Below are 17,735 nucleotides of genomic sequence, written 5' to 3' on the forward strand. Positions count from 1 at the left end.
GGCCGGCGTTGTGGCTGGGGTGGGCGCGCGCGTCGCGGCGCCACGTCCGCACCGCCGCGCGCGGGTCGTCGCCGAGCACCACGGCCAGCAGCGCGCACAGCCGCGCGCCGGGCAGGTTGAGCAGGTCGTCGAGGCGCGCCGCCGCCCAGCCGAAGCGCTCGTGGCGCGGGGTGCGGTGGCCGACCATCGCGTCGAGGGTGTTGGCGGCGCGGTAGCCCAGCAGCCCCGGCACCCCGGCCAGCGCGCCGAGCACGAGGGGGGCCACGACGGCGTCGGAGGTGTTCTCGGCCACCGACTCGACCGCCGCGCGGGCCACCCCGTCGGCGTCGAGCACGCGGGTGTCGCGGCCCACGAGGTGGGTCAGCCGCTGCCGGGCGTCGTCGAGGCGGCCCGCGCGCAGCAGGTCGTCGACCGCCCCGGCCTCGCGGCCCAGCGACGTGCCGCCCAGCACCACCCAGGTCGCCACCGCCGTGGCCAGCGCGTGGGCCACCGGCCGCTCCCGGGTCGCGCGCTCGACCGCGACGCCGGCGCCGGTCGTGGCGCCGACCAGCACCACGACGTACGCCGCGCCGCGGGGCCGCGCGTCGGCCCACGCCCGCCGCTCCAAGGCGCCCGCGAGGGAGCCGAAGCCGGCCACCGGGTGCCACCGGGCGGGGTCGCCCAGGGCCCGGTCGGCGGCGAAGCCGACGGCCAGGCCCACCGCGCGGCTGCACGTCATGGGAGGCTCCTGTGGTGAGGGTGCTGGTGACCGGGGGAGTGCGCTCGGGCAAGTCGCGCCACGCGGAGGGGCTGCTCGCGGGGCGCGAGGACGTCACCTACGTCGCGCCCGGCCCGGTGCTCGACGACGCCGACTGGGCCGCCCGCGTGGCCGCCCACCGGGCGCGACGGCCGGCGGCGTGGCGCACGCTGGAGACCGGCGACCTCGCCGGGGCGCTGGCCGGCGGCGGGCACGGTGCGGTGCTCGTGGACTGCCTCGGCACCTGGCTGACCCGGCTGCTCGACGACGCCGCGGCCTGGGAGGAGCCGAGCGAGGCGCTGCACGCGCTGGTCGGGGCGCGGCTCGACGAGGCGGCCGCGGCGCTGGCCGGGGCGGCGGGCGACGTGGTGCTGGTGACCAACGAGGTCGGTCTCGGCGTGGTGCCCGCGCACCGCTCGGGCCGGGTCTTCCGCGACCTGCTCGGCCTGGCCAACCAGCGCCTGGCCGCGGAGTGCGAGGCGGTGCACCTCGTGGTGGCCGGGCGCGTGCTCGTGCTCTGAGCGGCTCACGACAGCGCCACCAGCAGCGCGGCGAGCGCCAGCTCGACGGCGGCGCCGAAGACGTCGCCGGTGACCCCGCCGAGGCGCCGGGTGGTGCGCCGCACGAGCAGGACGACGACGGCCACGGCGGCGAGCGCCGCGACCGGGGCGCGCCACGCCTCGAGGCCGACCGCGGCGGCGACGGCGACGAGCGCGGCCGTGCCGAGGAGCCACGACACCGCCGCGGCGAGCGGCGCCACGGTGCCGGTGAAGCCCGACCCGAGCCCGTCGCCCCGCGCGCCGGGCACCCCGCGCAGGCAGGTCAGCACCAAGGCGCAGCGCGAGACCGCGACGGCGAGGCCGGCCAGCCACCAGCCGCCGTCGAGGCGCAGCAGCGAGGCGAGACCGGCGACCTGGGCGAGGAGCACGACGACGGTGGCCACGACGCCGGCGGGGCCCGAGGTGCCCGTGCGCATCACCGCGAGCGACCGCTCGCGGTCGTAGGAGGCGGTGAGGCCGTCGACGGTGTCGGACAGGCCGTCCCAGTGTAGGGCGCGGCTGCCCGCGGCGAGGAGTCCCACGGCGACCGCGGCCACCGCGAGCCGGTCGAGCCCGGCCCCGACGCCGGCCCAGCCGACCAGGGCCACCAGCAGCCCGAGCGGCGCCGCGGCCAGCGGCGCCAGCAGCATCGCGCGCGCGGCGGTGGCGCGGTCGACGTGCCCGGGCGGGGCGACGGGGACTGCGGTCAGCGTGCCGAGGGCCAGGCGCCAGGCGTCACGCACGGGGCATCAGGTCGGCCAGCAGTGCGACGTCGCGCAGCAGGGCCACCGCGCTGCGCAGCACCGGCACCGCCGCCACCGCGCCGCTGCCCTCGCCCAGGCGCAGCCCGAGGTCGAGCAGCGGCTCGAGACCCAGGTGGGCCAGCGCCAGCGACTGGGCCGGCTCGGGGGAGCGGTGACCGGCGACGAACCACGCGGCGGACCCCGGCGCGAGCCGCTCCGCGGTGAGCGCGCACGCCACCGACATCAGCCCGTCGAGCAGCACCGGCACGCCGCTGCGGGCGGCCTCGGTGAGCAGGCCGACGGCGGCGGCGAGGTCGGCGCTGCCGAGCGCGGTGAGGGTCTCGACGGGGTCGGCGACGCGGTCGCCGGCGCGGGCGAGCGCCTGGGCCACGACCTCGCGCTTGCGGGCCAGGCCGGCGTCGTCGACGCCGGTGCCACGGCCGGTGACCTCGTCGGCGCCCAGCCCGAGGCCGGCGGCGACCAGGCAGGCGGCGGGGGTGGTGTTGCCGATGCCCATGTCGCCGGTGAGCAGCAGGTCGGCCCCGGCCGCGACCTCCTCGCGGGCCACGGCGCGCCCGGCCTCGAGGGCGGCGCGGGTCTGCTCGGGGGTGAGCGCGTCCTCGAGGTGGAGCACCCCGCTGCCGCGGCGCACCTTGTGGGCGGTGAGCGCGGCGTGCTCCTCGGGCGCGAGGCCGTCGAGGTCGTCGTCGACACCGAGGTCGAGCACCCGCACGTGCACGCCGTGGGCGGCGGCCAGCGCCGAGACCCCCGCGCGCCCGGCGAGGAAGGTGCGGACCATGGCCCCGGTGATCGCGGGCGGGTACGCCGACACCCCGTGGCCGGCGACCCCGTGGTCGCCGGCCAGCACGACCAGCCGCACTCGCTCGAGCGGCCGCGGCGGCACGCTGTCCTGCGCCGCGGCCAGCCACACGCCGAGCTCGCCCAGGCGCCCGAGCGCACCCGCCGGCGTGGCCAGGCCGGCCAGCCGCTCGGCCGCGGCCGCGTGCGCGGCGGCCGAGGGCGCGGCGGGGCCGGTCGGGCCGGTCGGGTCGGTCGGGCCGGTCACAGGCTGGCCGCCAGCTCGCGGCGGGCCCGCAGGGCGCTCTCCTGGCGGCCCAGCCGGTCGACGGCACCGGCCAGGCCGAGGACGAGCACGCCCCACAGGGCGAGCAGCGTGAGCAGCGACCCGCGGCGGAAGCTCCACAGCAGGTCGGCCGGCACGTCGCCCGCGGAGGCCGGGCCCGGCAGCAGGACGGCCACGCCCACGACGACCAGCAGGTAGAGGGCGGTGCCGACGAGCACGGCGGCGTACCCGCCCTGGGTCGCGAGCAGGCGACGGGCCACGAGCACGGCGAGCACGGCGGCGGCCACCGAGACGGCGACGAAGGTGAAGTAGAGCGCGGTGCGCGAGCCGATGGTCTCCGCGCTGCCCACGCCCGGCGGGAGCGCGGGGTACTTCAGGAACGGCACGAGGGCCACCGACACGAAGCCGGCGCCGGCCACGAGAGCCGCGGTCGGCCCCGGTCGCAACGGGCCGAGGCGGCCCACCGCGGCGGCCGCGCCCAGGGCGAGCAGACCGCCGAGGGCCACGCCGACGGCGACCGAGCCGGTGAGCAGGCCCCAGGTGCGCTGGGTGCTGCGCGAGACGACCTCCTCCTCGGCCGGGTCGTGGGTGTGCTCCGGCGTGCCGGCGGCGTGGTCGTGGCCGCCCTCGCGGGCGATGGCGGCCTCCACCGCGGGCTCACCGGCCCAGGTGGCGACGAGGAAGGCGGCGCAGCCCGCGAGCAGGCCGACGAGCAGGCCGCTGACCAGGAAGGCGCGCGGGGTCATCCGGGTGGTGGCTGGGGTGGTTGCTGGGGACATGAGGGTTCCGTTCGGGTGCCGGCGCCGGGGCGCACCTCAGCGGGCCCCGGCACCGAGGAGGTGAGGGGTGGTGGCGAGCAGGCCCGGACGGGCTCAGTGGCAGGGGTAGCCCAGCAGGTGGCGGCCGTCGTGCACGAGCTCGTGCAGCGCGGTGCCGGAGAAGACCGAGACCGCGCCCTGGTCGGTGCTGACGAAGAACAGCACGAGGCTGCACAGCAGCCCGGAGAAGAGCGCCCAGGGGGCGAGCCGGCCGAGCGGGATCGCGGGGACCTCGACGGCCGGGGAGAGGCCCGGGGAGAGGGGAGCGGTGGGTGCAGACGACTGCGACATGTGTCCTCCTGAGGGATGGGTGCGTCCCTGACGAAGCGGATGGATGACGGACACTCGGGTCTGACTCCAGCTCGCCCGGACCGACCGTGGTCGACCGCGGAGGAGCTGTCACAGTAGCGCGACTGTGCCGGATTCCCACCGGCTTCCTCGTGCCCGCGGGCTCACCCTAGGCCATCGGGGCCCCGCGTGGGGGCCGTCCCGTCCCGGGCTCCGGGGCGGTCGCTAGCGTGGTGCCGTGGACCCCCGCGACCGCTCCCGCAGCACGCCCCGCAGCACTCCCGCCAGCACCGCCCGCCGCGACCCCACGGCCTGGCTGGTCGCGGGCATGGGCGTCGTGCTGCTGGTGCTCGCCGTGCTCCTGGCCGTGGTCGGCCCGATCGACGCCGTGCCGATCGGCACCGGCGTGATGGGGCTGCTCGGTGTCGGCGTCGGGTGGCGCCTGCACGTGCTCCAGTCGCGCCAGCGCTGAGCCCGCGGGCGGGTCAGGCCGGCTCGACCACGACGGCGCGGCCGGCGTAGTAGCGGGCGAGCACGTCGACGGCCAGCCGGGCGTGCTGGCTGTGGCCGGGCAGGCCCGAGGGGTTGGTGAGCCGCACCCCGTCGTCGTCGGCCGCCCACAGCGTCACGAGGTGGCCGCCGCGCGCGGGCGGCGGCTCGGGGGCGCGGCGGACGGCCGGGTGCACGGAGGCGATCGCGAGCGCGCCGGCGGCGACCTCGCGGGCCAGGTCGGCGGCCGGGAGGTCGACGGCCACCCGCGCCCCGATGCCCCACCGGGTGCGCAGCAGCTCGACGAGGGGTGCGTAGACCAGGCCGTGGACGCGCTCGGGGGTGAGGACGTAGCCGCCGACGTCGAGCAGGTCCTCGGCGGTCGGCACGAGCTCGAGCCGCTCGCCGCGGCGGTGCTCCACGAGCCCGGCCATGGCCGCGACGCCGCACATGCGGTGGGCCCAGAACGCGTAGCCGGCCGGGCAGCAGGCGCCCGTGGTGGCCCAGGCGGGGTCGTCCTCGGCCCGCGCGCTGCCGTCGACCAGCCGGGGGATGAGGGCGGGCGTGGCGTACTGGCTGACGTGGGGGTAGGGCTCCCCGTCCCGGCGTCGCAGCCGGGTGACGGGCTCGGGGGCCGCGGCGGGGTGGGGGCAGTCGCGGCGGCGGTGGAAGTCGATCACCGCGGCACCGCCGTGGGTGGCGTGGTGAGCGTGGCGAGCGCGGCGAGCAGCCGGTCGCTGACCGCGGGCGAGCGCACCGCGACCCGGACCCAGGCGTCGTCGAGGCCGGGGAAGGTGTCGGCCCGGCGTACGGCGATCCCGCGCTCGCGCAGCCGTCCGTGGGCGCCGTGGCCGGCGTGCACGAGCACGAAGGAGGCCGCGGAGGCGACGTGGTCGACGCCGAGGTCGGCCAGGCCGCGCTCGAGGTGCTCGCGGTGGGCGACGACCTCGCGGGCGCGCCGGGCGCCCTCGGCGACCGCGGCGGGGGTGGAGCAGGCGGTCATCGCGGCGGCGGCCGTGGTGGAGACCGACCACGGCACCTGGCCGCGGCGCAGGGCGGCCACCGAGCGGCGCGAGGCCAGCAGGTAGCCCGCGCGCACGCCGGGGACGCCCCAGTGCTTGGTGAGGCTGCGCACGACCACCAGGCCCGGGGCGCGCAGCCCGGCCACCGACGCGGTCTCGCCGGGCACGGCGTCCATGAAGGCCTCGTCGACCAGCACCACCCGCCCCGGGCGCAGCAGTTCCCGCACGGCCTCGGCCGGGTGGAGGACCCCGGTGGGGTTGGTCGGGTTGCCCAGCACCACGAGGTCGGCGTCGTCGGGCACCGCGGCCGGGTCGAGCACGAACGGCTCCGGCAGCAGCACCGGCGTGACGTCGTGACCGGCCTGCTCCAGCGCCGCGTGGGGCTCGGTGAACTGCGGGTGGACCACCACCGGGCGGCGCCACGCGCGCCAGCGTGCGACGAGGGAGAAGGCCTCGGCCGCGCCGGCGGTGGCCAGCACCTCCTCGGCCGGCCGGTTGTGGCGCCGGGCCAGCGCGGCCTCCGCCGCGGTGGGGCTGGGGTAGTCGCCCGAGGCGTCCACGGCGGCGTGGAGCGCGGAGTCGAGCCACGCCGGGCGGGGGCCGTCGTGGACGTTGACGGCCAGGTCGAGCAGCCCGCTGCCGCGCACCTCGGCGTCGCCGTGGTGGCGCAGCGGGTCGACGGGCGGGCCGGCTTCAGTCACGGGCCAGGTCACGGGCCAGGTCACGGGCCCGGGCGTGCACCGCGTCGGCGAAGCGCTGGGCGAGGTGGGGGTGACCGGCCCAGTGGGTGTGCAGGTAGGAGGCGTGCAGGCTGGCGGTGCCGAAGCCGACCGCCTCGCCGTCGACCTCCCAGGTGGCGGTCTCGCCCCTCACCGGCTCGACGTGGGTGCGGTGGAACTCGTGTCCGGTGACCTGCTCCCCGCGCCGGGTGAGCAGGCTGTCGCCGACCGCGGTCGCCACGGGGTAGCGCATGGTGAGCCGCGGCGTCATCTCCGCGGTGGCCGGCAGCGCCCCCACCATCGGCGCCCCGTCGAGGGTGTCGCAGAGGTAGAGCAGCCCCGCGCACTCCGCCACCGTCGGCACGCCGTCGAGCACGGCCGCGCGCAGGGCGGCGCGCAGCGCCTCGTTGCCGCCCAGCTCCCCGACGTGGACCTCGGGGAATCCGCCGCCGAGGTAGACCCCCGCCGTGCCGGCGGGCAGCGCGGTGTCGTGCATCGGGTCGAAGCCCACCACCTCGCAGCCGGCCGCGCGCAGCAGCTCCTCGGTCTCGGCGTAGCGGAACGTGAAGGCCCGCCCGCCCGCGACGGCGACGACCGGGCGGCCGGCCCCCTCGGGGCGGCGTACGACGGCCTCCGGCGCCCACGGGTCCTCGGCGAGGTCGGGCGCGGTGGCGGCGAGGGCGAGGACGGCCTCGAGGTCGACGTGGGCGGCGACGTGGTCCGCGAGGTGGTCCAGCGACTCCGCCGAGAGGGCGCGCTCGTCGGCAGGCACGAGGCCGAGGTGGCGCGAGGGCGCGGAGACGCCGGCGTCGCGGGGGATGGTGCCGAGCACGGGCAGGTCGATGCTGGAGCGCACCTCGGCGGCGTGGCGCGGGGAGCCGGCCTGGTTGAGCACGACACCGGCCACGGTGACGGTGGGGTCCCAGGTGGCCATGCCGTGCACGACGGCGCCGATGGAGCGCGAGGAGCGCGAGATGTCGACGACGAGCACGACCGGGGTGCGGGTGAGGGCGGCGACGTGGGCGGTGGAGGAGAAGCCGCGGGTGCCGACCCGGCCGTCGTAGAGGCCCATGACGCCCTCGACGACGGCGACGTCGGCCGGCTCCGGCGTGCGGGCGCCGTGCAGCAGCAGCGGCACGACGAGGTCCTCGCCGACCAGGTGCGGGTCGAGGTTGCGGCCCGGTCGGCCGCAGGCGAGGGCGTGGTAGCCGGGGTCGATGTAGTCGGGGCCGACCTTGTGGCCGCTGACGACGTGACCGGCGCGGCGCAGTGCGGCCATCAGCCCGGTGGAGACCGTGGTCTTGCCCTGGCCGGTGGAGGGGGCGGCGACCACGACGCGCGGGAGCCGGGTCACCACTCGATCCCCTTCTGGCCCTTCTGGCCGCGGTCCATCTGGTGCTTGACCTTGGTCATCTCGGTGACCAGGTCGGCGGCCTCGACCAGCGCCGGGTGGGCGCGGCGGCCGGTGAGCACGACGTACTGCCGACCGGGCCGCTCGCGCAGGGTGGTGACGACGTCGTCGACGTCGACCCAGCCCCACTCCATGGGGTAGGTGAACTCGTCGAGCACGTAGAGGTCGTGGCGCTCCTCGGCCAGGCGCCGCTTGACCTCGGCCCAGCCCTCGGCGGCCTCGGTGGCGTGGTCGGCCTCCGAGCCCTCCTTGCGCGACCACGACCAGCCGGCGCCCATCTTGTGCCACTCCACCGGACCGCCCTCGCCGGTCTGGTCGTGCAGCTCGCCGAGGCGCTCGAGCACGGTCTGCTCCCCGATGCGCCACTTGGCCGACTTCACGAACTGGAAGACCCCGACGTCCCAGCCCTGGTTCCAGGCCCGGATCGCGAGCCCGAAGGCCGCGGTCGACTTCCCCTTGCCGTCGCCGGTGTGCACCATCAGCAGCGGCTGGGTGCGCCGCTGGGCCGTGGTCAGGCCGTCGTCGGGCACGGCCAGCGGCTGCCCCTTCGGCGCCATCAGGCGACCCGCTCGCGCACGGTGGCGGTGAGGGCGCCGGCGCTGACCTCGGCCAGCGGCACGTGCTCGGCGCCCAGGTGGGCGGCCAGGACGCCCCCGAGGCCCAGGCGCATCGGCCCGCTCTCGCAGTCGACGACCAGGGCGGCCTGGCCGGCGGCGGCGAGCGCGGCGGCGGCGTGGCGGGAGCGGGCGACGGCGTCGGCCCCGGCGGTGGCGCGGCCGTCGGTCACCACGACGAGCAGGGAGCGGCGGCGCGGGTCGCGCAGCCGCTCGGTGGCCAGGGTCCGGGCGGCCTCCTCGAGGCCCTCGGCGAGCGGGGTGCGTCCGCCGCCGGGCAGCACCTCGAGCCGGGCGGCGGCCACGTCGACCGAGCGGGTCGGCGGCAGGGTCAGCTCGGCGCCGGCCCCGCGGAAGGTGACCAGCCCGACCTTGTCGCGGCGCCGGTAGGCGTCGAGCAGCAGGCTGAGGATCGCGGCCTTCACCTGCTCCATGCGGCGCCGCGCGGCCATGGAGCCGGAGGCGTCGACGCAGAAGAGCACGAGGTTGGACTCCTGGCCCTCCCGCACCGCCACGCGCAGGTCGTCGGCGTCGAGCAGCAGCCGTCCGCCGGCGCCCGGCGCGCGCCCGCGCAGCGCCTGGTGGGGCACGGCCGCGCGCACGGTCTCGGCGAGGTGGATCGCACCGGTGCGGCCCGGCCGCGCGCCGACGCGGCGTCCGGTGTCGGTCTCGGCCCGGCTGCGGCGTCCGCTCTCCCCGCGGCCGGTGCCGCGCACCGTGAACAGCCGCGCCCGGTACGTCGCGCCCGCCGCCACCGTCGTGCCCGCCCCCGCGGGGGACGGGGTCGGCTGCGGGGTCGGCTGCGGGGTCGGCTCCTCGGTCGCCTCCGCGGTCGGGTCGGGGCGGCCGGGGGCGTCGTCGTCCCCGGGCGCCGACTCGGGCTGCCCAGGCTGCTCGGGCTGCCCGGGCTGCTCGCCCGGTCCTCGGTCCGGCCCGTCCTCGGGTCCCTCACCCGGCCCGTCGGGGTCGTCCTCAGGCCCCTCGTCGGGCTCGGGGCCGAGCACGTCGTCGAGGAGGTCCTCGTCGAGGCCGGGGGCGTCGAAGGGGTTGCGGCGACGGCGGTGGGGGAGGGCGAGCCGGGCGGCGGCGCGCACGTCCTCGACGGTGACGCGGGTCCGGCCGTGCCAGGCGGCGTGGGCCACCGCGGTGCGGGCGGTGACGAGGTCGGCGCGCAGGCCGTCGACCTCGAAGGCCGCGCAGAGCTCGGCGACCTTGAGCAGCACGTCGTCGTCGAGCACGACGTCGGGCAGCAGGGCCTGGGCGGCCGCGACGCGGCGGGTGAGGTCGGACTCGGCGGCGGCCCACCGCCGCGCGAAGGCCTCGGGGTCGGCGTCGTGGGCCATCCGGCGTCGCACGACCTCGACGCGCAGCGCCGGGTCGCGGGGGGCGGCCACCTCCACGGTGAGCCCGAAGCGGTCGAGCAGCTGCGGGCGCAGCTCGCCCTCCTCGGGGTTCATGGTGCCCACGAGCACGAAGCGGGCGGCGTGGGTCACCGAGACCCCGTCGCGCTCCACGGTGGCGCGGCCCGTGGCGGCGGCGTCGAGCAGCACGTCGACGAGGTGGTCGTGGAGCAGGTTGACCTCGTCGACGTAGAGGATGCCGCGGTGGGCGCGGGCGAGCAGGCCCGGCTCGTACTCCGCGGCGCCGTGCGCGAGGGCCTTCTCCAGGTGCAGCGAGCCGAGCACGCGGTCCTCGGTGGCGCCGACCGGCAGCTCGACGAGCCTGACCGGCCGCTGCTCGGTCGGGGCGTCGGGCCGCTCGGCGGGGTCGGTGGAGAAGGCGTCGCCCGCGACCACCTCGATCGGCGGCAGCACGCCGACGAGACCGCGCACGATCGTGGACTTGGCCGTGCCCTTCTCGCCGCGCACGAGGACGCCGCCGATCTCGGGCGAGATCGCGCTCAGCACGAGCGCGAGCGACATGTCGGCGGAGCCGACGACGGCAGAGAAGGGGTAGTGCTGTGGCATGAGAGGCTCCCGCTCGTCCGCCATCGGAAAGGAACCCCGAGGCCGGTCTTCGGACTTCCCGGGTCGACGCTCGCGCATCGCCCGGGTCACCGCAGCGGGCCTGTGCCGGACTCTCACCGGCTTCCCAGATTCTCCCGTCGGTCTCGCGACCTCGGGGCACCTCGGAGCTGTGGCGGTCACGATAGCGTCACGCAGCGTGCCCCCCGACCTGTCCCCCCTCGACGGCCCCCCGCACGCCTCCGAGCGGGGAGCGGCACCGCGGCGCGTCGACATCGTCGGCATCGGCGCCGACGGCTGGTCCTCGCTCGCCGAGGCCTCCCGCGCGCTGGTGGGCGAGGCGTCCGTGGTGCTCGGCAGCGCCCGGCAGCTGGCCCTCCTGCCCGTCGTCGAGGGCCAGCGCCGCCGGCCGTGGGGCCGGCCCTTCGGCGACTCCCTGCTCCGCACCCTGGCCGCCCACGCCGACGACGAGGTCGTGGTGCTCGCCTCCGGCGACCCCACCGTCTCCGGCATCGCCTCCACCCTGCGCGCCCTGGTGCCGCGCGAGCGGCTCGTCGTGCACCCGGCGGTGTCCTCGCTGGCGCTGGCCCGGGCCCGGATGCACTGGTCCGCCGAGGAGTGCGAGGCGCTCACCCTGGTCGGGCGCGACACCGACCGGCTGCGCCGCCACCTCGCGCCCGGTGTGCGCCTGCTCCTGCTGACCTCCGACGCCGGCACCCCCGCGACCGTGGCGGCCCTGCTCGTCGAGGAGGGGTACGCCGCGAGCGCCCTCACCGTGCTCGGCGACCTCGGCGCGGCCCACGAGTCGCGCCTGGAGGCCGCCGCCGGCGGCTGGGCCGACGTCGCCGCCGCCGACGTGCCCGCCCTGCACGTGCTCGCCCTCGAGGTGCGCCCCACCGGCGGCGACGTGACGCCGACGGGCTCGTGGACCACCGGACTGCCCGACGACGCCTTCGAGCACGACGGCCAGCTGACCAAGCGCGACCTGCGCGCGAGCGCCCTGTCCCGCCTGGCCCCCCGGCCCCACGAGGTGCTCTGGGACGTCGGCGCCGGCGCCGGCTCGATCGGCATCGAGTGGCTGCGCGCCCACCCCTCGCTCCAGGCCTGGGCCTTCGAGGCCGACCCCGGTCGCGCCGAGCGGGTGCGGCGCAACGCCCGCCGTCTCGGCGTGCCCCACCTGCAGGTGCGCGAGGGCCGGGCGCCCGCGGTGCTGGAGCGGCAGCCCAGCCCGCACGCCGTCTTCGTCGGCGGCGGCGCCACCGCGCCGGGCCTGCTCGAGCACTGCCGCGCCGCGCTGCGACCCGGTGGCCGGCTCGTGGTGCACGGCGTCACGCTCGAGACCGAGCAGCTGCTCGCCGCCGCCTACGCCGAGCACGGGGGCGAGCTGACCCGTCACGGCGTCGAGACCGCCGCCCCGATCGGCACCTTCACCGGCTGGACCCCCGCCCGCGCCGTCACCCAGTGGGCCTGGACCGCCCCGCCCGACCACCCGACCCGCTGGCCGGGCGACCCCGACTGGAGCACCCCGTGAGCCCCGAGACCCCGCCGACGCCCCGGACCACCACCCCGATGACCACCCCGATCACCACCCCGACCGTCCGCTTCGTCGGGGCCGGCCCCGGCGCCGCCGACCTGCTGACCCTGCGTGCGGCGCGCATGCTGGCCGAGGCCGACGTGGTGCTCTACCCCGGCACCTACCTCGACGCCGAGGTGCTCGGCCACTGCCGCCCGCAGGCGCGCCTGGTCGACACCCAGGGCCTCGACCTCGACGCGATGGTCGAGGTGATGCGCGCGGCCCACGAGGCGGGGACGCAGGTCGTGCGGCTCACCAGCGGCGACCCGTCGCTCTACTCCGCCCTCGCCGAGCAGACCCGCCGGCTCGACGCCGCCGGCGTCACCTGGGACGTCACCCCCGGCGTGCCCTCCTACGCCGCCGCGGCGGCCCTGGTCGGCCGCGAGCTCACCGTGCCGCTCGTGGCGCAGTCGGTGGTGCTCACCCGCGTGCAGGCCCGCTCCACCGCGATGCCGGAGGGGGAGTCGCTGGCCGCCTACGCCGCCACCGGCGCCACCATGGCGCTGCACCTGGCCGTCACCCGCACCCGCGAGACCATGGCCGAGCTCGCCGGCCACTACGGCGCCGACTGCCCCGTGGCCGTCGTCTTCCGGGCCAGCCAGCCCGGCGAGCTGGTCCTGCGCGGCACCGTCGCCGACATCGCCGAGCAGGTCGAGGCGGCCGGGCTGCGCCAGGCCGCGGTCATCCTCGTCGGCCGCGCCCTGGCCCGCGACACCGACGCCTCGGGGGAGTCGTGGCTCTACTCCGCCACCCGCCCCCGCTCCTGACCCGGCCCCGACTCAGCCCTCGCCGCGGTCCGGCACCGAGCGGGAGGTCCACACCCGACCCGACGAGGTGACCCGGGTCTGGGCGCAGCCCACGATCAGCAGGCACTTCATGTCGATCGAGGCGGCGTCGAGCTCGGCCAGGGTCGTGACGTGCAGCGACTCCTCGGCGCGCCCCACGTCGCGCCCCACGACGACCACAGTGTCGGCGGGCAGCACCTCCAGCAGCGTCTTCTGGGCCCGCACCACCTGCTCGGTGCGCGAGCGCGACGCGGGGTTGTAGACCGCGAGCACCAGGTCGGCCTCGGCCACGGCCCGCAGCCGCCGCTCCACCACGGCCCACGGCTTGAGCCGGTCCGAGAGGCTCATCACCGCGAAGTCGCCGCCGATCGGCGCTCCGGCCCGCGCGGCCACGGCCTGCACGGCGCTGACGCCGGGCAGCACCCGCACCGGCACACCGGCCAGGTCCTCGCGCCCCTCGGCGCCCGCGGCCTCCGCGGCCTCGTGCACCGCGGTGGCCATGCCGAAGACCCCGGCGTCGCCGCCGGAGACCACCGCGACCCGCTCGCCGCGCGCGGCCAGCTCGAGGGCCAGGCGGGCCCGGTCGATCTCGACGCTGTTGCCCGAGGCGTGGCGGGTCAGCCCGGCGCGCTGCGGCACGCGGTCGACGTAGGGCGCGTAGCCCACCACGTGGTCGACCTCGGCCAGCGCCGCGCTCACCTCGGCGGTCAGCCACCGGTCGGGCCCGGGCCCCAGCCCCACCACCAGCAGCTCCGCGGCCTCGGTGGCCGCCGGGACCCGCGCTGCGGCCGACACAACCGGCAGCTCGGTGTCGCGGGTGCGGCGTCCGTGGCGGCTGTCGCCGGCCACGACGACCAGCGAGAAGTACGGCACCGTCGCGGCATCGACGTCGGCCACCGGCAGCCAGCGCTGCGCGGGCATCGAGGCGCGCTCGACGTAGACCGCGTGCTCCAGGCGCCCGGCCGCCGCCAGCGCGCGGCGCACGGCGGGGAAGGTGCGGCCCAGCTTCATGATGATCGCGCCGTCGGTGTCGGCCAGGCGACGCGCGAGCTCGGGCTCGGGCAGCGTGCCGGGCAGCACCGTGAGCACGTCGGTCTGGCGCACCAGCGGCGAGGCCACCGCCGCGGCGGCCGCGGCGAAGGCGGGCACCCCCGGCACGACCTCGGTCTCGAAGCGCTCGGCCAGCCGGTCGTGCATGTACATGTAGGACCCGTAGAACAGCGGGTCGCCCTCCGAGAGCAGCACGACGTCGCGACCGGCCTCGAGGTGCGCGGCCAGGCGCTGCGCCGACTCCTCGTAGAACACCGCGAGCGCGCCGGTGTAGCCGCCCGGGTGCTCGGTGGCGCCGGTGGTCACGGGGTAGACCAGCACCTCCTCGACGACGCCGGGCCGCAGCAGGCCCGCCGCCGTACGCCGTGCGTTCGACTCCTTGCCGGGCCCGGCGTGGTAGGCCACGACGTCGGCGTCGCCGATGAGGCGCGCGGCCTTCAGCGTGAGCAGCTCGGGGTCGCCGGGCCCGACGCCGACACCGTGGAAGCGGCCGGTCGCCGGGCTGGTCGCTGGGCTGGTCGCTGGGCTGGTCACTGGGCTGGTCACTGGGCTGGTCACTGGGCTGGTCACTGGGCTGGTCACTGGGCTGGTCACTGGGCTGGTCACTCCGCCTCCTGGGCCAGGGCGTTGACGGCGGCCGAGGCCATCGCCGAGCCGCCGCGGCGACCCCGCACGGTCGCGAAGGGCACGTCGATCCCGTGGTCGGCGGCCAGCGAGGCCAGCGCCTGCTTCGACTCCGCGGCGCCGATGAAGCCCACCGGGCAGCCCACGACCGCAGCCGGTCGCGGGGCGCCCTCGATGAGCATCTCCATCAGGTGGAAGAGCGCGGTGGGGGCGTTGCCGATCGCGACGACCGCGCCCTCGAGGTGGGGCTCCCACAGCGACACCGCGGCCGCGCTGCGGGTGGTGCCCCAGTCGTGGGCCAGGGCGGGCACCCGCTCGTCGGTGAGGAAGCAGCGGACCTCGTTGCCGGCCGGCAGCCGCCCCGCGGTGATGCCCATGGCCACCATGCGGGCGTCGGTGAGGATCGGGGCGCCGGCGGCCAGCGCCTCGCGCCCGGCCCGGCCGAGGTCGGGGTGGAGCACGAGGTCGGCGGCCAGGTCGACCTGGCCGCTGGCGTGGATCATCCGCACCGCGACCTTCTCGGCCTCCTCGGGCACGCCCGACAGGTCGGCCTCGCGGCGGATGGTGGCGAAGGAGTCGAGGTAGATCTCCGGGCCGAGGGCGACGTAGGGGTAGTGGCGGCCGGGCCGGCGCAGCAGCGTGGTCATCGCGCGGTCTCCTGGGTCGGGGCGGGGGCGAGGTCGGGCACGAGCACGCCACGCCACGGGGTGACCACGAGGTCGGTGCTCGTGCGGCACAGCGCGCGGGCCAGGGCGGGGTCGAGGCGGCCCTCGGGGGCGAGCACGTGGGTGCCGCCCGGCACGCGGCCGGCCGGCAGGGGGTCGGCGGTGACCAGCGCGGCCGGGTCGGGGTCGGTCGGGCGCGCGAGGGGGTGGGCGAGCGGCACGCCGAGACCGGCCAGCTCGTCGACGTGCCAGGGGGCGTCGGGTCCCCCGCCGCGCAGGCGCAGGAAGTCGCGGGCGAGGTCGAGCACGGCCTGCGGCGCCCGGGGCAGGTCGACCACCGCGCCCCAGCCCCGGGCGCCGACGCGCAGCTGGGCCCGGGTGGCGTCGAGGGCGACCAGGCCGAGGTCGGTGGGGGCCTCGTGCAGGTCGCCGCGACCGTCGTCGAGGGTCAGCAGGAAGCGGCCCGGGAGCGCGGTGAGCCCGTCGTCGGCGCGCAGCAGGGAGTCGAGCAGGGCGGCGACGGGCCGCAGGTCGGCGCGCCCGCCGGCCAGGCCCGACTGCGGCGAGACCATGACGTTGCGCACCAGGTCGTGGCTCGGGGCCGGCACCAGCCCGGTCGCGGCGAGGGCCTCGGCGACGGGGGGCGTGAGGCGCTCGCCGTCGTGGGGCAGCGCCCGCAGCTGCAGGTTGGCGCGGGCGGTGAGGTGCACGTCGCCGTCGCCCCAGCGCTGGGCGACCTCGCTGAGCCGCAGCAGGGCGGGCGCCGGCAGCGCACCGCCCACCAGGCGCAGGCGCACCAGGGCGCCGTCGTCGGCCAGCCACGGGCGGGTCACCCCCGGGCAGCGGTCGCGCCGCCGGCGCGCGGTGGGGAGGGTCAGGTCGGGCATGGAGGTCACTCCGGAGGCCGGGGCTCGTGCGCGAAGCCCGTCACGACCTCACGGCGGCTGCCGCAAGGGCCAGCAGGTCTTCGGACTCGGGATCACCCGGCGCGGGACACCTTCCCGGACTCTCGTCCAGTGGCCTGTCGTGAGACAGAGGTCCCGCCCGTCACCCATACCGCTGCGCGTCAGTCCCGGACTCTCACCGGGTTCCCTGACCTCCGGGCCCGCCTCGCGGCGCACCCGGGGGTCGACTGGCGTCCCGCACGTTACCAACGACCGCTCCCGCGCGCGCCCCACGTCCGCGTCGGACGGGTGGCAGGATGCGTCCGTGACCGAGTGCGAGTCCGAGCCCGCCGCCACCGACGTCGCCCGGCCCGCCGCGCGCGACCCGCGCGACCCGGGCCGGCGCGACCCGCGAGGCCTCGCACTCGCGGCCACCGCGGTCCTGCTGCTCCTCGTGGCCGTGGTGGCGTCGGCGGTGCTCGCGCTGAGCCACGCGGACGGCTACCGCTGGTCGCAGGGCGCCCTCGTGCCCGCCGACGGCCACCCCCACGTCGTGGAGCTGGCCGACGACGGCCCGGCGCTGGTGTGGACCTACGACGCCGAGGTGGTCCCGGCCTGCACGGTCCGCGACACCGGGGTCGGCACCGACGTCGGCACCGCGCTCGAGCCCGGCCCCGTCGACGGCGCCTACCGCCGTGAGGGCGGCAGCGCGGGCGACTGGGTCGCCACCTCGAGCATCCGGCCGGCGTCGCCGTCGGTCGAGGTCACCTGCGAGCGCGCCGCCTCGCCCGTCGCGGTCGAGTCGGCCCCCGCGCTGCCGCCGCCGCTCGCCGGCCTCGGTGCGTGGGTCGCCCTCCCGCTAGGCCTGGGTCTTGCCGGCCTGGCCCTCGCGGGCGGCGCGGCGCTGCTCGGCGTACGCCGCGGGCGCGGGGGCGCGCGCTGAGTCCTCAGCGCACGACCACCCGCCCGACGTCGTCGGTCGCGGTGCGCGCGAGGAAGCGGCGGGCGGCGGCCTCCTGGCCGTCGGCGACGTCGACGTCGAGGGTGGGCCCCCGGCCCGAGACGTCGGCGCCGAGCAGGTCGAAGCGCTCGGCGGCGGCCAGCACCGCGGCCTCGCGGGCGGCGACCCGCTGGGCCGACCCGTCGACGGCCTCGCGCCGGAGCACGAGGTCGCCGGAGGAGACGGTGACCGACTCGAGGTCGTCGAGGAGCAGGTAGCGGTCGGCGACCGAGACGACCTCGGCGAAGGACACCGGCGCCAGCCCGACCTGCACGAGCGGGAGGTCGGGGTAGTCCTGCAGCAGGTAGGACGTCACCACCGGGTCGGCCTGGGCGCGCACCAGGTCCTCCACCTCGCGCAGCGACACCTCCACCCCCTCGCCCGAGGCCAGCGAGGCGCCCGTGGCCCCCTCCAGGGTGACCGACACCGACACGACGTCGCCGGTGTCGACCTGGTCGTCGTAGGCGTCGAAGAGGGCCATGACCTCCTCGGCCGTGGCGTCGGCGCGCATCACCGCGCGCACGTGGTGGCTGGCTGTGGCGAGGGGCCCGGCAACGTCGTCGGCGGCGTCGGGCTCGACCACGACGTCGACCACGCTCGGGGAGCGCTCGCCGCGCGCGGCGAGGTCGTCGGCCGACGCCGCGCACCCGGTGAGCGCACCCGTCAGCAGGCCGACCAGCCCGACGACGGCGGTCGCGGTGGGTGCGGCGGAGAGCCTCATGCCCCC

At 78.0% G+C, this 17,735-nt stretch carries 19 protein-coding genes and 3 riboswitches; of the genes, 5 read left to right on the forward strand and 14 right to left on the reverse strand.

Annotated features, from left to right (window positions below; translation table 11 throughout):
* Window positions 1–718: CobD/CbiB family cobalamin biosynthesis protein (locus LPA27_RS09400; RefSeq protein WP_228942260.1), on the reverse strand; the 718-nt coding region annotated here is incomplete at its 3' end.
* A 14-nt stretch (window positions 719–732) separates the two neighbouring features.
* Between LPA27_RS09400 and LPA27_RS09405 the strand changes: the two genes are divergently transcribed.
* On the forward strand, window positions 733–1,257 hold the full coding sequence (locus tag LPA27_RS09405) for a bifunctional adenosylcobinamide kinase/adenosylcobinamide-phosphate guanylyltransferase (RefSeq protein ID WP_228942261.1): 525 nt from the start codon (window positions 733–735) through the stop codon (window positions 1,255–1,257).
* 5 nt (window positions 1,258–1,262) lie between these two features.
* Here the strand turns inward: LPA27_RS09405 and LPA27_RS09410 are convergent, their stop codons facing one another.
* From LPA27_RS09410 to LPA27_RS09425, 4 genes are all read right to left on the reverse strand, one after another.
* Complete coding sequence (locus LPA27_RS09410; RefSeq protein ID WP_228942262.1) at window positions 1,263–2,018, reverse strand: adenosylcobinamide-GDP ribazoletransferase; 756 nt, start codon at window positions 2,016–2,018, stop codon at window positions 1,263–1,265.
* The gene (gene cobT / locus LPA27_RS09415) at window positions 2,011–3,084 is read right to left on the reverse strand and encodes a nicotinate-nucleotide--dimethylbenzimidazole phosphoribosyltransferase (protein WP_228942263.1); all 1,074 of its coding nucleotides are present in this window, start codon (window positions 3,082–3,084) and stop codon (window positions 2,011–2,013) included. Before cobT ends, LPA27_RS09410 begins: the two co-directional genes overlap by 8 nt.
* Complete coding sequence (locus LPA27_RS09420; RefSeq protein WP_228942264.1) at window positions 3,081–3,848, reverse strand: CbtA family protein; 768 nt, start codon at window positions 3,846–3,848, stop codon at window positions 3,081–3,083. Before LPA27_RS09420 ends, cobT begins: the two co-directional genes overlap by 4 nt.
* A 126-nt stretch (window positions 3,849–3,974) precedes the next feature.
* The gene (locus tag LPA27_RS09425; protein ID WP_228942265.1) at window positions 3,975–4,211 is read right to left on the reverse strand and encodes a CbtB domain-containing protein; all 237 of its coding nucleotides are present in this window, start codon (window positions 4,209–4,211) and stop codon (window positions 3,975–3,977) included.
* Window positions 4,212–4,269: 58 nt separating this feature from the next.
* Window positions 4,270–4,358: riboswitch (cobalamin riboswitch) on the reverse strand.
* Window positions 4,359–4,446: 88 nt separating this feature from the next.
* On the opposite strand from LPA27_RS09425, the gene LPA27_RS09430 reads away from it, so the two are divergent.
* Window positions 4,447–4,680: a hypothetical protein gene (locus LPA27_RS09430; RefSeq protein ID WP_193661407.1), complete on the forward strand. Its 234-nt coding sequence runs from the start codon at window positions 4,447–4,449 to the stop codon at window positions 4,678–4,680.
* A 13-nt stretch (window positions 4,681–4,693) separates the two neighbouring features.
* Here the strand turns inward: LPA27_RS09430 and LPA27_RS09435 are convergent, their stop codons facing one another.
* The 5 genes from LPA27_RS09435 to LPA27_RS09455 are packed head-to-tail and all read right to left on the reverse strand — an operon-like array spanning window position 4,694 to window position 10,430.
* A complete protein-coding gene (locus tag LPA27_RS09435) occupies window positions 4,694–5,377 on the reverse strand; it encodes a hypothetical protein (protein ID WP_228942266.1) in 684 nt (227 codons plus the stop codon).
* Window positions 5,374–6,420, reverse strand: coding sequence for an Rv2231c family pyridoxal phosphate-dependent protein CobC (gene cobC, locus LPA27_RS09440; RefSeq protein ID WP_228942267.1), 1,047 nt, complete (start codon window positions 6,418–6,420; stop codon window positions 5,374–5,376). Before cobC ends, LPA27_RS09435 begins: the two co-directional genes overlap by 4 nt.
* Window positions 6,413–7,792 (reverse strand): cobyrinate a,c-diamide synthase, encoded by a 1,380-nt coding sequence (locus tag LPA27_RS09445; protein WP_228942268.1) that lies wholly within the window; start codon window positions 7,790–7,792, stop codon window positions 6,413–6,415. The genes cobC and LPA27_RS09445 overlap by 8 nt, the downstream gene beginning before the upstream one ends.
* Window positions 7,789–8,406: a cob(I)yrinic acid a,c-diamide adenosyltransferase gene (cobO, locus tag LPA27_RS09450; RefSeq protein WP_228942269.1), complete on the reverse strand. Its 618-nt coding sequence runs from the start codon at window positions 8,404–8,406 to the stop codon at window positions 7,789–7,791. The genes LPA27_RS09445 and cobO overlap by 4 nt, the downstream gene beginning before the upstream one ends.
* Complete coding sequence (locus LPA27_RS09455; protein ID WP_228942270.1) at window positions 8,406–10,430, reverse strand: magnesium chelatase subunit D family protein; 2,025 nt, start codon at window positions 10,428–10,430, stop codon at window positions 8,406–8,408. The genes cobO and LPA27_RS09455 overlap by 1 nt, the downstream gene beginning before the upstream one ends.
* 22 nt (window positions 10,431–10,452) lie before the next feature.
* Window positions 10,453–10,609, reverse strand: a riboswitch (cobalamin riboswitch).
* A 17-nt stretch (window positions 10,610–10,626) separates the two neighbouring features.
* Here LPA27_RS09455 and cbiE point away from each other — a divergent pair.
* Window positions 10,627–11,958: a precorrin-6y C5,15-methyltransferase (decarboxylating) subunit CbiE gene (gene cbiE / locus LPA27_RS09460; RefSeq protein ID WP_228942271.1), complete on the forward strand. Its 1,332-nt coding sequence runs from the start codon at window positions 10,627–10,629 to the stop codon at window positions 11,956–11,958.
* 38 nt (window positions 11,959–11,996) lie between these two features.
* Window positions 11,997–12,767 carry a precorrin-4 C(11)-methyltransferase gene (gene cobM / locus LPA27_RS09465; protein WP_228942298.1) on the forward strand — a complete coding sequence of 257 codons (771 nt, stop codon included), beginning with the start codon at window positions 11,997–11,999 and terminating at the stop codon, window positions 12,765–12,767.
* Between the two features lie 12 nt (window positions 12,768–12,779).
* On the opposite strand, the gene LPA27_RS09470 is transcribed toward cobM, so the two are convergent.
* From LPA27_RS09470 to LPA27_RS09480, 3 genes are all read right to left on the reverse strand, one after another.
* Window positions 12,780–14,369 (reverse strand): precorrin-2 C(20)-methyltransferase, encoded by a 1,590-nt coding sequence (locus LPA27_RS09470; protein WP_228942272.1) that lies wholly within the window; start codon window positions 14,367–14,369, stop codon window positions 12,780–12,782.
* Between the two features lie 68 nt (window positions 14,370–14,437).
* Window positions 14,438–15,106 (reverse strand): precorrin-8X methylmutase, encoded by a 669-nt coding sequence (locus tag LPA27_RS09475; protein ID WP_228942273.1) that lies wholly within the window; start codon window positions 15,104–15,106, stop codon window positions 14,438–14,440.
* The gene (locus tag LPA27_RS09480; protein WP_228942274.1) at window positions 15,103–16,011 is read right to left on the reverse strand and encodes a nitrite reductase; all 909 of its coding nucleotides are present in this window, start codon (window positions 16,009–16,011) and stop codon (window positions 15,103–15,105) included. The genes LPA27_RS09475 and LPA27_RS09480 overlap by 4 nt, the downstream gene beginning before the upstream one ends.
* 74 nt (window positions 16,012–16,085) lie before the next feature.
* A riboswitch (cobalamin riboswitch) is annotated at window positions 16,086–16,218 on the reverse strand.
* Window positions 16,219–16,333: 115 nt separating this feature from the next.
* Between LPA27_RS09480 and LPA27_RS09485 the strand changes: the two genes are divergently transcribed.
* The gene (locus LPA27_RS09485) at window positions 16,334–16,951 is read left to right on the forward strand and encodes a hypothetical protein (protein ID WP_228942275.1); all 618 of its coding nucleotides are present in this window, start codon (window positions 16,334–16,336) and stop codon (window positions 16,949–16,951) included.
* A 4-nt stretch (window positions 16,952–16,955) separates the two neighbouring features.
* On the opposite strand, the gene LPA27_RS09490 is transcribed toward LPA27_RS09485, so the two are convergent.
* Window positions 16,956–17,729 carry a hypothetical protein gene (locus LPA27_RS09490; RefSeq protein ID WP_228942276.1) on the reverse strand — a complete coding sequence of 258 codons (774 nt, stop codon included), beginning with the start codon at window positions 17,727–17,729 and terminating at the stop codon, window positions 16,956–16,958.
* Window positions 17,730–17,735 lie beyond the last annotated feature (6 nt).

The organism is Nocardioides sp. Leaf374 (assembly GCF_916862475.1).
Lineage (GTDB): Bacteria > Actinomycetota > Actinomycetes > Propionibacteriales > Nocardioidaceae > Nocardioides > Nocardioides kribbensis.